General features: G+C 34.2%; 16 protein-coding genes. 9 read left to right on the top strand and 7 right to left on the bottom strand.

Annotated features, from left to right (window positions below; all coding sequences use genetic code 11):
• Window positions 1-100: 100 nt before the first annotated feature.
• From V7O64_RS02220 to V7O64_RS02205, 4 genes are read left to right on the top strand one after another with little or no spacing between them, the layout of a single operon-like run.
• Window positions 101-238 (top strand): hypothetical protein, encoded by a 138-nt coding sequence (locus tag V7O64_RS02220; protein ID WP_407356409.1) that lies wholly within the window; start codon window positions 101-103, stop codon window positions 236-238.
• A complete protein-coding gene (locus V7O64_RS02215) occupies window positions 235-876 on the top strand; it encodes a hypothetical protein (RefSeq protein WP_407356408.1) in 642 nt (213 codons plus the stop codon). The genes V7O64_RS02220 and V7O64_RS02215 overlap by 4 nt, the downstream gene beginning before the upstream one ends.
• A gap of 9 nt (window positions 877-885) precedes the next feature.
• Window positions 886-1,218 carry an HNH endonuclease gene (locus V7O64_RS02210; protein ID WP_407356407.1) on the top strand — a complete coding sequence of 111 codons (333 nt, stop codon included), beginning with the start codon at window positions 886-888 and terminating at the stop codon, window positions 1,216-1,218.
• Window positions 1,211-3,880 carry a hypothetical protein gene (locus tag V7O64_RS02205; RefSeq protein ID WP_407356406.1) on the top strand — a complete coding sequence of 890 codons (2,670 nt, stop codon included), beginning with the start codon at window positions 1,211-1,213 and terminating at the stop codon, window positions 3,878-3,880. Before V7O64_RS02210 ends, V7O64_RS02205 begins: the two co-directional genes overlap by 8 nt.
• A 23-nt stretch (window positions 3,881-3,903) precedes the next feature.
• Here V7O64_RS02205 and V7O64_RS02200 read toward each other — a convergent pair whose 3' ends face one another.
• The 5 genes from V7O64_RS02200 to V7O64_RS02180 all read right to left on the bottom strand — a co-directional run bounded on the left by V7O64_RS02200 (window position 3,904) and on the right by V7O64_RS02180 (window position 9,085).
• Window positions 3,904-5,055 (bottom strand): DGQHR domain-containing protein, encoded by a 1,152-nt coding sequence (locus V7O64_RS02200; RefSeq protein ID WP_407356405.1) that lies wholly within the window; start codon window positions 5,053-5,055, stop codon window positions 3,904-3,906.
• Complete coding sequence (locus V7O64_RS02195) at window positions 5,052-5,936, bottom strand: hypothetical protein (RefSeq protein ID WP_407356404.1); 885 nt, start codon at window positions 5,934-5,936, stop codon at window positions 5,052-5,054. Before V7O64_RS02195 ends, V7O64_RS02200 begins: the two co-directional genes overlap by 4 nt.
• Window positions 5,937-6,401: 465 nt before the next feature.
• Window positions 6,402-7,235: a hypothetical protein gene (locus tag V7O64_RS02190; RefSeq protein ID WP_407356403.1), complete on the bottom strand. Its 834-nt coding sequence runs from the start codon at window positions 7,233-7,235 to the stop codon at window positions 6,402-6,404.
• Between the two features lie 111 nt (window positions 7,236-7,346).
• Complete coding sequence (locus tag V7O64_RS02185) at window positions 7,347-8,762, bottom strand: hypothetical protein (protein WP_407356402.1); 1,416 nt, start codon at window positions 8,760-8,762, stop codon at window positions 7,347-7,349.
• Entirely contained in the window at window positions 8,726-9,085 is a 360-nt protein-coding gene (locus tag V7O64_RS02180) for a hypothetical protein (protein ID WP_407356401.1), read from the bottom strand. Before V7O64_RS02180 ends, V7O64_RS02185 begins: the two co-directional genes overlap by 37 nt.
• Window positions 9,086-9,150: 65 nt before the next feature.
• On the opposite strand from V7O64_RS02180, the gene V7O64_RS02175 reads away from it, so the two are divergent.
• Window positions 9,151-9,339: a hypothetical protein gene (locus tag V7O64_RS02175; protein ID WP_407356400.1), complete on the top strand. Its 189-nt coding sequence runs from the start codon at window positions 9,151-9,153 to the stop codon at window positions 9,337-9,339.
• A 30-nt stretch (window positions 9,340-9,369) separates the two neighbouring features.
• Here V7O64_RS02175 and V7O64_RS02170 read toward each other — a convergent pair whose 3' ends face one another.
• Complete coding sequence (locus V7O64_RS02170; protein WP_407356399.1) at window positions 9,370-11,166, bottom strand: UvrD-helicase domain-containing protein; 1,797 nt, start codon at window positions 11,164-11,166, stop codon at window positions 9,370-9,372.
• Window positions 11,167-11,491: 325 nt separating this feature from the next.
• Here V7O64_RS02170 and V7O64_RS02165 point away from each other — a divergent pair, with 325 nt between their 5' ends.
• Entirely contained in the window at window positions 11,492-12,424 is a 933-nt protein-coding gene (locus V7O64_RS02165) for a nucleoside recognition domain-containing protein (RefSeq protein WP_407356398.1), read from the top strand.
• An 83-nt stretch (window positions 12,425-12,507) separates the two neighbouring features.
• On the opposite strand, the gene V7O64_RS02160 is transcribed toward V7O64_RS02165, so the two are convergent.
• Complete coding sequence (locus V7O64_RS02160) at window positions 12,508-12,810, bottom strand: hypothetical protein (RefSeq protein WP_407356397.1); 303 nt, start codon at window positions 12,808-12,810, stop codon at window positions 12,508-12,510.
• 65 nt (window positions 12,811-12,875) lie between these two features.
• On the opposite strand from V7O64_RS02160, the gene V7O64_RS02155 reads away from it, so the two are divergent.
• The 3 genes from V7O64_RS02155 (at window position 12,876) to V7O64_RS02145 (ending at window position 14,223) form a co-directional block, all read left to right on the top strand.
• Window positions 12,876-13,190 carry a hypothetical protein gene (locus tag V7O64_RS02155; protein ID WP_407356396.1) on the top strand — a complete coding sequence of 105 codons (315 nt, stop codon included), beginning with the start codon at window positions 12,876-12,878 and terminating at the stop codon, window positions 13,188-13,190.
• Between the two features lie 11 nt (window positions 13,191-13,201).
• Entirely contained in the window at window positions 13,202-13,564 is a 363-nt protein-coding gene (locus V7O64_RS02150; protein ID WP_407356395.1) for a hypothetical protein, read from the top strand.
• A gap of 128 nt (window positions 13,565-13,692) precedes the next feature.
• On the top strand, window positions 13,693-14,223 hold the full coding sequence (locus V7O64_RS02145) for a helix-turn-helix transcriptional regulator (protein WP_407356394.1): 531 nt from the start codon (window positions 13,693-13,695) through the stop codon (window positions 14,221-14,223).
• The last annotated feature ends 131 nt before the right edge of the window (window positions 14,224-14,354 follow it).

Below are 14,354 nucleotides of genomic sequence, written 5' to 3'. Positions count from 1 at the left end.
TTATATTGAAACATATCTGAATTTGGTATATAACTCATATCCAAACATATAGTCAAATTAGTATATATTACTTGCTAAGCAATGCGTTTTTGGTGATCGTTTGAAAACCAAAAAATCAATAGCAACATTGTCTCCTTACCTCAAGAAGAAACTCGAACAGCTGTCAGATAAACTTGGATGCTCTCAGGCCGAAGTCGTCAGAGTAGCAATACTGAAATTAGCAGAGGAAGAACTATGACTAGAAGAAAGTTCTCTGAAAATTTCAGGACATACGGAGAATGGCTAAAAGCCCAATCAAGGGATACTAGATATGGAAAGCGAATCATCAAAATGCATGAACGTTTCCCAAACCTTTCTCTCAAAGAGTTAAGGAATGTGACTTTAAAAGACCACGATCTAAGCACCAAATCTTGGAAGACTCTCTCTTCACAAGAAAAAAGAGATCGAAACCTAGCATTCAAATTACTTAGAGAAATGAGAAATGGAAACTATCTGAGTCATGCAGTTGAAAAGCTAGGAATTAAGAAAGATTTTGCTATCAAGCATCTTGGAACAAATCTCTACAAGTCAGGAGGAAAATGGAAGGTCACAGCTTCAGACAGCCTAGAGGCTGAGATGTCGATGTTTGTGAGAGGCGAAGGGCTACGGTCTATTGTTACCATTAGTTCAAAAGATAGGTCGTTGCTAGGAAAACATTTCTCTCTGGTATCAAAGGCATTGAAGAACAATGATTCTTCAGTTCTGGATCAGTTCAAAGACAAGACGATTGTTGATGCTGATGGTAAAGTTCACTATTTTGAGACAAACCTTGATAGGCTCTACGAAATAGCAGAAGCGCTGGAAGAACCCGAATTTTTAGAATTATACAAATACTGAGGTGAAACCATGGACAAAAAAACGTATAGAAATAGCGTTAAGATGCAAAAGCTAAATGGAAAGGCAACGCTTCGTTGCATAAAGTGTGCTGAAGATGATGAAAGTGTAATTGAGATGCATCATGTATATGGGAAAAGTAATTCAGATGAAACGATTCCCTTATGTAAGAATTGTCATGCCAAGATTACGAAAGAACAGAATAAGCTACCTCGAAATGTCAGAACAGGCTATGCTTCAAGTGATGACAGACTGAAGTTTATCCTTGTATCAGTTGGTGCTTTGCTAGAAGGAATTGGAAAAGAATTGCGTCTTCTAGGCTTGGAGGTGACATACAATGAGTAAGATAGCTGTAAGAGCTTATACACAGAAATGCAATGCAAGGAGAAATGACACTGATAGAAAAGACCCACCTTTAAGGCATGATAGAGTACTTGTCTTTGATACTGAGACAACTACTGATCAGTACCAGAACATGAAGATTGGTTATTTTGAGATATTCCAGGATGGATATATTCAGCACAAAGGATTAATCTATGATTCTTCGATGCTAGATAATCGTGAGAACAAAGTCATTCTGACATATTCAAAAAAGCAAGACCTTCTACTCTATTCATTAGAGGAGTTCGTTGATGAAGTGTTCTATCCTGAAATATTTGGACTTGGTACACTCTGCGTAGGTTTCAATCTTGCATTTGATATTAGCAGAATTGCAAAACATTCAGGTGATTCAAGGAAGGGAAAAAAGGGCGGATTCACTCTGACCTTATCTGATAATCCTTTCAATCCAGCTATAAGGATTCGTAAAATGGGAGAATCTTACTCTTACGAGTTCTCTACTACCAACCAGAACAAAGGTAAGGATTATTTCTCAGGTTATTTCCTTGATGCACAAACCCTTGCTGAAGTTCTCCTGCAAAAGAAACGTATCTCACTCAAAAGGGCGTGTGAGTTACTTGACACCAAACACAAGAAAATAGATGATATTGAGCATGGTACTGTAACTAAAGAATATATCGATTATTTGATTATGGATGTCAAGGCTACTTATGATGTTTACAGCGAGTTGCTTGATGAACTAGATCTATACCAAATAGATATTCCTGTTACTAAGATATTCAGTGCAGCCTCTCTTGGAAAGTATGCTTTGAAACAGCTTGGTATCCAACCCTTCCATAAGCAGAATCCTTTGTTCTTACCCGATGTACTTGGTAATGTAATGACAGCCTATTTTGGTGGTAGATGTGAATGCATGCATAGGCTTCAGCCGGTAAAGGTCACAGTACTTGATTTTACAAGCATGTATCCAACTGTAACAATGGTTCTTAACCTGTGGAAATTCATTATTGCTGAAAAATTACGGATGGAAAGTGTTACCAGTGAGATTAAGGACCTGCTTTCAAAAGTCTCCCTTGAGTACCTACAAAACAAGGATAACTGGAAGGACTTTGTAGTAATGGTCAAAATCATCCCTGACAAAGACATATTTCCTGTGAGAATGGATTATAAGGGCAATAAATCATCGTTGAATGTAGGAGTTAACTATCTTTCTTCCAAGTCCCCTATGTGGTATTCCTTGCCTGATGTAATCAGTTCAGTGTTGCTAACAGGCAAAGTTCCAGAGATTGTTGAAGCCATTCGATTTGTTCCTTCTGGTGTGCAGGAAAGCCTTAATCAATCCTCTATACTTGGAATAGACCTTGATCCAAGGAAAGACAATCTCATTCAGGTATTTGTTGAGGAAAGGCAGAAAATCAAAACCAGAATGAAGAATATAAAGAGGGATAGTCCTGAATACCGACATCTCTCAAGTCAGGCACAGGCAATCAAGATTCTTGTTAATGCCATGAGTTATGGGATCTTCATAGAACTCAATCCTGATGAAAAGAAGAGCGATATAGAAGTCTATGGGCTTGATAGTTTTGATACCTCTGAAAACAGATTTGAGAAACCCGGAAAGTACTATCATCCATTATTGGGGGTTATGATAACCTCTGGTTCACGCCTATTTTTATCCATGGCTGAAGCCAAGGTAAAGCAACTTGGTGCAGCCCATGCTTACATGGACACCGACTCTGTGTTTGTTCCACCTGAGCAAGCTCAGGAGGTTGTAGATTACTTCCAACCATTGAACCCTTACAATCTTAATATCTCCCTGCTTAAACCTGAAAAAGAGGATATGTGGTTCTATGGAATATGTTCTAAGAGGTATGCTCTTTACTACAAGGAAGGAAACAATTTCAGCTTCTATGAGCATGAGAGATCCTACAAGCTGCATGGTCTTGGGCATTTGACCAATCCCTTTCCTAATGGTAATAAAGACTGGCATGCTGATGTGTGGGTGGATATTCTTAGCTTACACTATGGGATCATAAAGCCAATTGATATTGAGGAGAAGTATTCTAATCTATATGCTGTCTCAAAGCTTACTGTCAGCACTTCAAATGTATTGAAGAGATTTAAGAAGATGAATGAAGGGAAACCATGGTCTAAGCAGATAAAACCGTTTAATTTTTGTCTTGTTGGTTTTCAAACAATAAAGGATGATGGACAAGTCATTAAGCCTCTTGCACCCTACTCCAAAGACTATCAGAAGATAGTATATGATATCTTCTTGGACTATAATACGGGGAGGATCATGCAAGGATCTCATTACTTCAAGTCTCTGAATATGACTATCTTGCAGTATGCAGACCATTCTGAGTACAAGTACAAAGGAAAAATCGGACAATTAAAACGCAGACATATTCATGTTGATAGTGTTATCCTTATTGGAAAGGAAGCTAACAATATTGATGATCAGCCTTTGGAAATATATCCTGCACAGATTTTTCTCAACAAAAAGGAGATTATGGATAAAATAATGGAATTAACTCCTGAGATGGGTAGAACAGTTGGGATTGCTTACAGAGGAACTCTGAACAGGATTCAGGAGAGAATAAGGCAAACCGGAGACATCAATCTGAATGCTAAGTTCATGAGGGGACTTGCGGATAAGCTCATGTGAGAAAGCTTATTCCTCCTTTTCTTTTAATTGAAATCGCAGTTCTCAAATAATATCGATTTCATTTGTTTAAATAAGAAATTTTGAAACTTTTTTCCAGTTCCTTGTGGATCAGTTTTATCTGGAACCCATGAAATCCTTCCTTCTAATTTTGAAATGATATCAAGATATGATCGATAAGTTCCATTGGAATTCTTATAAACATAGGGGAATAGTGTCATAATTGCCCCAAATCCATTCGTTTTAACAAGCTGACTATTCTTTTCTTTTAGAACAAGCTGAGCATGATTATCTAAATCGTTATAGTCAACAAAGCTCGAAGGAACAGGCCAATCCTCAGGGAAAACCATTTGGAAAGCTTTGAAGTAATAAAATAGTTGATTATATATTTCTTGAACAGGTGCATTGTCTAGATTTGTTTTTTTGACAGATGCGATTGCATATTCTATAAAAAAGGATTGGGATATAGCTCCTCTGCCTATACCAAGCATTTTTATTTGTCTATATAATGGTGATTTTTCATCTGTATAAAATTTGCTTGCAATTGTATGATATGTTCGAATTTTACTAAACTCAATCGGGTTTATATCTTCGGAGAGGTCATAAAGCAATGATTTACTTACCGATTTTTGCTTACCATTTATATCTGAGAAGAGTTTTGCAGCTGTAGATAAAGAGATATTTATTAGCATAATAACTACTAGTTCAAAGTCATCTATTGTATTTTGATCGCACAAAAATAATCCTGCTAATCTATGTTGTCCATCAATTACGGTAAAATTTATGGAATCAGGAAGTTCAAATTCTCCAAATTCATTTAGTTCATAGTCAGAAAATTTATCTTCAAACATATAGATGTCCGTTACATCTACAGAAACTAATATTGAATTTGGGAAGAAGTTACTAGAATTTGATTCGACAAACTTCTGTATGTCGTTAATTCTTTTAAAATCCAATCTCCTTTGTATACCATTTTCTGAAGGCTCTATAGAAATTCCCTTTTTCCCTAGCTTTTCTATATAAGCTTCAAATTTTTGTACATTAACCTCATTTTGATATTCCAGATAAGGATCTCGGAAATGAAAATTTACATGTTCTTTGAGTAAACTAGCTTTCATTTTTGTTACAAAAAAAGTCTCCCCTCGTTGATTTACTTTAATATATGGTATTTGTATCATTGGAATTCCTCCTCTAAGGGGTTATCTAGATCATTTACATCTTTATCTTGTGAATAAGGGATGCAGGGTTGATTGGAATGATGAATGCTATCTGACAAGTTTTCTACTGAAATACTTAGTTTATTGTTAATTAAAGGTATATTATAAGAAGGAAGTACTTTTATAGGTATCTCGCTAAGCAAAAATGCAAAAGATGAAATTAATAAACCTGTTATAAGATCTTCATTAATGGTTTTATCTTGTATTCCAAATACAAAAAAGGCTACACAAAACAAAGATAGAACAAAAAACCCACCTATTCTCATTTTTTCCCATTTGTTCAATGAAAGGTTCTTAAACACCACTTTAATTTTGTGTAATGAATCATAAATATCATTTTGTGATGTATTGTAGGAAAATAAAAAGGCGTCTGCTTCTTTAAGAACTTTCAGTTTTAAAAAGTGTTTTGTTGGTTCTTTATTTGGAAGTAGTGTGTATAAACCATAAATCCATCTATGACCTCTATTAATAAAATATAATAAATTTAGAGGAATATCTAATGTCTGTTTTATATTAGAAATAACTGCGTTTACAGAATAATCAATATTGTTAACATCTGACAAAATTAATATATCAAGACTAATGCTATTTTTATTATACACTTTTGTATGAGCAGCAAATATAAAATACTTAATTTTATCGATCTCTTGATAGGCAACAATATCTTTTGAGTCATATAATGCATATATGTGGTCACTTTGATTATTCCACAAATCTTTAATATCATTTTTATATGTATCAGCACTAGCCGATAAATTTTGGAATGCTGATTCAATTAAGTATTTAGTATCAGCAGGTGTCTTCTCTTTGGAAACCGATATAAATAATTGAATCACATTCATAATTATATCCTTCTATTTTTTAGATGTTTATTATGTACTACCTTATATAAAAGTTTTCAAACCTTTTCAGGTTTAACTTTAAAAAACTGGGCTCTGTAGAAAACATATTGAAATCACTATCTATAGCTAAAATTTGGCAAAAACAATCACTATTATGGGAAACATTTAGAAGATTTATTGACTTGCATAATCGCTGGAATTTAGAGGATTTCTACAGAGCCAAAAACTGAACTAACTATATAATATTAAAACGAACTCTACATTTTAAATTTTTGAGTATCTTAAATTCAAGATACCTATTACCCCGCACCTAGGTTTTGGGATATAGGTAACGTCAAAAAACGGAACTTTAATTATAAGATTGTAATGTCCTGTTAAAAAGATCTAACAAAAAAGGACAATTAAAATAAATTGCAAAACATTCAATTCAAAAAGCATATTAAAAAAGTAAGTCAGATTTTTTTCTTATATCTCATCAAAATATGTTAATTGTTTTTGTTCTTCTTCTATTTCCTTTAACTCTGTTATTGTTGCAACTGCATCCCAAAGTATGATAACTTCATTTCTTTTATGATTTATGATTCTAATCGATTCATCATCAAAAATATTATTCAATTTCCCTGTATGAATTTCCCCACCTACAGTAGATATTTTAATACAAGGATAAAGAGAAGAATATTTGTTATTTAAAATATTTTTTATTCTCATTGTGGTTGATTTTCGGGATGAATATGCAAAAACGACAAAAAACAGAGGAATTAAAGTAAACAGCCCAAAATAAAAAGCGTTTTCTTCTGTATTAACTATCACAATAGCTATGAAAAAAAGATAAAAAACTGCGGTCATATAAATAATAAAGAGTAAGATTTTTATTTTGGAAAGGGACTTCCGGTGATTGTTTATAGTTAAATCTCTCTGTATTTTTTCTGTAAGTGAAGAAAAAAACATTAAAGGCAAAGCGAATATAAAAAAAAGGATAATCGAAAGAAAGTATGTAATGAGTTCCAGTGATTGAGAACTAAAGAACTGTTTTTCTACATAATTAAGTAATAAAAAATAAATCAGAATTTGAAAAATAAAATATATAAATAACAATAAAGGAATTAAAATAACATTTAATAAAGATATAAGGGTATCTTTTTCTGCTTTTTGATAGGAATCAAAAGCCTTGTTTATATATTTATTTTTAGAGATGAATTTATTCCAAATATTTTTCTTTTTTGCAAGAGTACTCCAATACTTTGTTTCAACATAATATTTTATTAACGGAAAAAATATAGCAGACAATATTAATGTCAAGTATGTAAATGAGTTGTTTTGTAAATGTTGAAACAAAATATTGCTATTAAAAACCATGCTAATAATGATTATTATACCGGTTAGTATTTATTAACTTCCCTTAGATTTTTCCTAGTTAGCTAACAACCTCCTAACAGCAGGAGTATTCAAATTCAAATTTCCTGCTTTCCTAATCCTCTGCTTAATTCCCTGAAATCTGCTCCTAGAAACTCCTATAGCTTCAGCTTCTGTTTGTGACATTTTGAGAATATTATCCATTATCGCTTGCTTGTTAATGAATTCCTGTGACTTCTTCACATCAAGAGCCTGTTCATCAATATTGTTTGCTTCCTTCCCAATGTAAACAACAGAATCAGCCTTAACATGCTTTCTTTCCAATATTCCGATATCTCTATCAAACTTAGATTCTGGGTGATTTGCATACTCTATTATTGTTCTACTCAATGGCTTGAAATAATGTGAACCTTGCTTAATCTCTCCTGTTTCATAATCAATGAATGGTTCATATACAATACTCTGGGGATCGTTAGAGTAAGGAGCTAAAGGTTTTACAGCTTTACCGTTTTCTTCAACGGTCTGGAATCCCACTAAATAAAAATTGAATGGTTTAATCTGCTCTTCCCATACCTTCTCTTTATTGAGAGTCTTAAACCTATTCAATACATTAGGAGTACTAACAGTAAGCTTAGAGATTGCATAGAGATTAGAATATTTCTCTTCAATATCTACCTCTGTGATGTTACCATAATGCAATTTAAGCAAATCTTTCCATATTTCAGCCTGCCAATCCTCAACAGCTTTAGGAAATGGATTAGTTAAATGTCCTAATCCATGAAGCTTAAAAGATCTCTCTCCTTCCATGAACTTGATATTCCCATTTTCATAAGTGTAAAGTGCATAACGTTTTGATGATATGCCATAAAACCACATATTTTCTTTTTCAGCCTTCAGCAAATCAATATCAAGGCTGTATGGGTTGAGTGGTTGGAAATAGTCTATAATCTCCTGGGCATGTTCAGGAGGAACAAAGATAGAATCAGTATCCATATATGCATGAGTAGAACCAAGTTCTCTGCATTTTGCTTCAGCCATAGCCAAGAACAGTTTAGAACCTGAAGTAATCATAACAGCTAGCAAAGGATGATAATAGTTACCTGCCTTCTCATATCTGTTCTCTGAAGTCTCAAAGCTATCTAAACAATGTACCTGAATAGCACTTTTCTTATCTTCTGGATTAAGCTCAATATTAATATCCTTCATCTGAAGTTTGATCTTCTGTCTTTCTTCAACAAGTACCTGAACCAGATTATCCTTTTCAGGATCAATATCAATTCCTAGAATCTGAGATTTTCTTAAACCTTTTTGGATAGCTTTTGGAATGAACTTGACAGCTTCAACAATGTTAGGTACTTTTCCAGTAAGAATAACTGAAGCGATAATATCAGGTAATGCATACCATAGTTCAGAATCAGAGCTTAGATAGTTGATACCTACGTTATAACCTGTTCCAGAGCCTTTATAGTCCATTCTGACAGGAAGTATATCCTTATCAGGCTGAATCTAACCATAACGACAAGGTCTTTCCAGTTCTCTTTATTTTGAAGATATGCAAGATCTACTTTTGACAACATTGTCCTTGTCTCATTTGTAACATCCTGCATCTCAAGAGATTCTGCTTTTATGAATTTCCAGAGATTCATTTCCATTGTAATGGTTGGATACATGCTAGTAAAATCAAGAGTGGTAACCTTTACAGGCTGTTTCCTAATTTTGCATTCGCATCTTCCTCCATAGTAAGAAGTCATGATGTTTCCAAGAATTTCAGGAGAGAAATCAGGATTAAGACTCATGAAGGGTGCAATGCCTAACTGCTTAAGGGCATACTTTCCAATAGATGCAGAGCTGTATATCTTGGTTGGCTGTTGAAAGACAAGATTCGGATGATATTAGACAAAAGATATTGAGCATATCTTATTCAGAATGGAAAAAGATGGGATTCTCAAAAGATACTCTGCATTACATGAAAAAGAATGTTGAAGCAGATAAACCATTTACATTAAACTCGCATGTAAGGGAAAGGTTGGAGATGTGGGGAAAAAGCTGAAAAAACCCAATTTTTTTAACAATATTACTATTAATTTGCTACCTGAAATGGGTCTGTACTAGGCCAACTTTTACCATATTCATCATATTTGCTGACATGGTTTATAACTATCAAATTTTGCATGGTTCTTGATATTGCTGTGTATATTTCAGACGGCTTTTTCGCTGTTACAACGACTATTACATTTTTAAGTTCCATTCCTTTAAAGCTATGGATTGTACTCATTTTGATTCTAGGAACTCCCATCCAGAATGAATTCTTATGACCACCATCAAAAACATGATTTACCTTTAAATGTTTGTTATTTTCAAACCTCTCAACCATTTCTTTTCCAATTCTTATGTTTTGGAAAAGCACAACAATATCTGATGGTTGTTGCTTAATTTCATTTGTTAAATAATCATAAGCTGCTTCAACCTGATCTTTTATTTCATCATTATTTTCACAAGGTATCCACCTTAATATTGGATCAAATTCAAACAATTTGGTTTGTGTGGGTACTGGATGCAATTTTACATCAGGTAAATACTGATATGCGAATCTATTAGCCTCTTCAGCGATCAATTTTGGAAGACGGATACAATTAGATAATTTACCCCATGGACCGATAAAACCTCTTTTTATCCCTTCATTATCAGTCCAACTCATATTGCGTCCATAAACATTCTGGGCTTCATCACAAACTATCAATAATTCTTTTCTTCCTTTTAGAAATTTCCTTAGTAAATCAATCCACTCTGCCTCAAAGTCCTGAGCTTCATCTATCAAGATTGCATCATATTTGTATTCGTCAATGTTTTTCCCATTTCTTCCACATTTACCAAGTGCTTTGTTGACAAAAGAAACAATATTATTTAAGTAAAAGTTCTCATCATCTTTATCATATGGTTTTGGATGATTTAATTCAGTCAATATATCATTACAAAACTCATGAAAATGACTATAAACAATGTTTTTCCGTTCAAAATCAAAAGGTGCTCTTGCTACATTATCATGAATATAATGCCATAAAGTTTTGTTATAAGTAACTATGAGAACTCTATGTTCTTTTGCTAATTTTGCTGCTCTGTATGCTACTACTAAAGTTTTTCCGCTTCCTGCAACTCCCCTTATGCGATGTGAACCGGGGTTAGGCTCAGAATGTTTTTTGATTTCGTTTCCATTTGGTATATTATTAAAATCAATAGGTTTACATTGTTCTTTAAAATGAAAAGGTGGTTGAACCCATGTTCTAATATGCTCTAGAGTTTCATCATCCATCAAATTGTATTCTTTATTAACAGTCATATAAATGAACTCTTTTAGATTTTCGCTATGTAGTCCATCAATACCAACTAACATCTTATTGTTCCATTTCTGAATCGGCGGGAAAAATTCATCAACCGAAAATTGTGATTCTTTATGAAAATAAATAATTTTACGTATAAGTTTATAGTGTTTGTTGACTTTTGATTCTAAAGTAGGAATTAGAGTTTCTAATTTATCGCTATAATGTTCCACTTGATCAATTGGGTTCAGTATCTTATGTTTTCCATTTTTTGCTTTTACATATAATTCATTCTTTTTGGAAATCTCATCCACTTTAAAATAATAGTTATGAAGAATCCAATCTTTAACTTCAATAATAATTACACCAAATTCATGGCTCAGCAAAATAATGTCAGGCCTAGATCCATTTAAAAAAGGTTGAACATAAATTTCCCATTCATCAGATAGATTTGAATGGAGGTATTCTGTAATATGGTATTCGCCATCAGTAAGTTTGTTGTGAAATCTATCGATATCTTCCCACCCTGGATATATACTTGCCAAATTTATCCACTCCATAAGTGAATAAACCGATTGACATTTATAACTTTCCACATTTGATTAATATATAAATAATAATTATAGAAAATTTTTATACTCTCAGTTTATCTTCCAGTTTTTCTAGCTAAAGAAATAGTGAACAATATACATTTTAAACAAAAGTTCGGTTTTTTGACGTTACCTATATCCCCGCATTTTTTTAGGTATTGATGGGTAAGCTCAAAAAACCGAACTTTTTGAAAAAACACTGGTTGTTATATTAGACGAAAAAAATATTCTTTTAATTCTACTCGAACTGGATCTACTAAAACTCTTATCTTGTATGAGAGAATATGGGAGTCAAATGTGGATCGATGCTCTGTACTTATCTTTTGATTATCTCATTAAGGTCATCCCTCCCATCGTAGTAGGGACCATTATAATGGATATTCTCGTGGAAATGGGATGGGTTAAAAAACTGGGTTTCCTTGCATCCCCTGTGATGCGTTTTGGCAATCTCAGGGAGGAGATCGGTGTGAGTTTTCTCACATCCTTTGGCTCATCTGCTGCGGGAAATTCCATGATAGCAAAGCTGCATGATAATAAGTACATCGATAGAAAGGAAACCATCATCGCTACAATGGTCAACTCGTTCCCATCAAGCATAGTGCTCTCAAGGGATCTGCTGCCAGTGATTGTCGTGCTGCTTGGCAGCACCGGCCTTATCTATCTGGGTATAGTGGTGCTTATCGGTTTTCTGAAGACATTGATAGCTCTGGTTGCTGCCCGTGTTCTCCTGGAACCCAAACCCCACGGGGAGATCCATGCAAACATTGAGAAGATCCTTTTCAGGCAGGCACTCAAAAGGGCCTCTAAACGATCAGTATCATCCCTGAAAAAGATAGTCTTCACCATGACAGTGGTGTCTATAATTGTTTTCCAGCTCATGGAGACCGGTATATTTGATTGGGCATCATCCGCGATGAGCAACTCTTTCCTGATCCGATATGTACCTGCTGAGGGTTTGCCCATCGTAGCCGGATGGTTTGCCAGTAACATAGCTGCCTATACCATAGCCGGTAATCTTCTAACGGAAGGGATGCTTACATCAAAGGATGTTATACTTGCCCTTATTATTGGAAGGATTCTGGCCAGTGTTCCCAGGATAAAGAGCATGCTGCCATACTATGCAGGTATATTCAGCCCCAGGCTTGGAGTGAAGATCATGTTTGTATCCCTGATGATGCAGAACGGTATAATGATCGGAATCGTGGCTTTTATCATAATGTTCTGGTGAAGTCGTTACATTTATCCCTAAAAAAAACGAATTCATAATAAAACTTGAGCGGGTATCGATAAGAACTCATAACCCAGACCAGTTCATATGAAATCGAATCGCTTTCCCTTAGTCCAGAGCTCGTCGAACTTAGCCTTGAAACGCTTTGTATATGACTGATCGTTAATTTGAGTCATACCGGGACTGGTACCTGTATTAATCTGATCTTCAATATCAAGGAAGAAAGTCTTTGAATCAAATATAACAAAATCATGTTTTGTTTCCAGGATTCTAATTTCCAGGAATTCCTTTAAATGATCTTTCACTGACTCGTCTTCAATTGAATTAGCAAGTTCATTTATTTTTTCAAAAGATGTGGACGAATAAACTAAAATTGCAAGTTCCAAAAATCAATTTGGTTTAGGATAACAACTTTATAAGAACAATTTCTAAATTAAAAAGGGGGAGTATTATGGCAGATCAGATTTACCAGGAAGTGAATAATGTAGAAGATATTACGGAGATCAATAAGGAGATTCGAAAAGAGATCAGGAATGCCGATTCAAGAGACATGGTAACAGAGCTCAAAAGAAGAAGCAGATATCTTGTAGTACTCCTTTCTCCGGATAATCCAACAGGTATTGCTAAAAAGCTCAAGGACAAAGGTAAACTGGAAAGTGCCCAGAAAAGAGCCTGGGAAGAATATAAAAAGACCACAAATGTTGCCAATGAAAACAAACATGGCGGTGATGAGTACTCCATAGGGCAAAAACCCGATTATGTATGAGGTGTTTTACTATGGCATATAAAGAAACCACTGAGAAGTATCAAGCAGAAACAAAGACATACTGGCTGACATATGAAGTTCCAAGCAAAGCTACTGAGGAGCCGGTAGATAAAGCTAAACGTTTCTATATTCCCGGTGAATTGAAAAGTACCCAGGGTCCTGACATATTCGTTAACAAAATGGGGAATAAAACTTACGGGATGAAAGTGACCTATGAGAATCCACGCAAGGGATTTGAGGCAGAAAGAGACGGCACAGAGTATAATGTCCAATCAACAACAACAACGATAACCAAAATCATCAAGCTGCCAAAAGATGCCATCAACGTTGAATTAACTGATAAAGAGCCTGAATCTGCGATGTCAGTAAAATGAGAGTTAGTGTCATCCGTTTGAAGTGAAATAATTTGATAGAACATTTTGACTCAGAACTACTTATTTATTGTCACTATTTATGACATATTAAAATAAAACAATATACTTAATAAGAAGGATGTGAAGACATGGAAAATGATAATGATTACTGGAGAAGCCATAAGCTTGACTTCATTCCATCTAAACTTTCTGAAAGGATATCTGATTTTAAAAACTGTACTCAAATACAATTATCAAAATCGCAAACATTGGATCAGGATGAATATTTTCTGGATGAGGCTAAGAAAACAAAAGATCTGCTAATACTAACCAATTTCTTATCGCCTGATTTCAAGTCAATTCTTACAGAAATTATCAAAGATGATACACAGGTATCGCTCATCGTTTCAGAAAAACTTTATGAGAAAATGATACAGGAGTATTATCTGGATCTTGCAGATATAATAGAAATCAAAAGAATCCACGTTTATCTCTATCCAGATGAAATAGAGTTCGGATCCTTTGTACTAACTGATGAAAAGGTTATGTTTTGGTTATTAACCCTGGAGGGTGACTACGATAATGAAACAATGATCTGTTCAAGCGACAGTGCAATCCAATTGGCAAAAGAGATATTTGATTACTACAAAGAAAAATCAAAGCAGGCAACTGACATTTGAATTTCAGTCAAAGGAATTTCAGTCAAACTCTGATAATTAGTAGAGTTCTACAACTCTACTAATTATTATATAAATTCTATGATCATTTTAATGATCCAAATAATATTCGTTTTACTGAATTTAACTTTGTA

It is taken from the genome of Methanolobus sp. WCC5, from assembly GCF_045690325.1.
Classification (GTDB): Archaea; Halobacteriota; Methanosarcinia; order Methanosarcinales; family Methanosarcinaceae; genus Methanolobus.
This window is presented reverse-complemented; position numbering and strand designations above follow the sequence as displayed.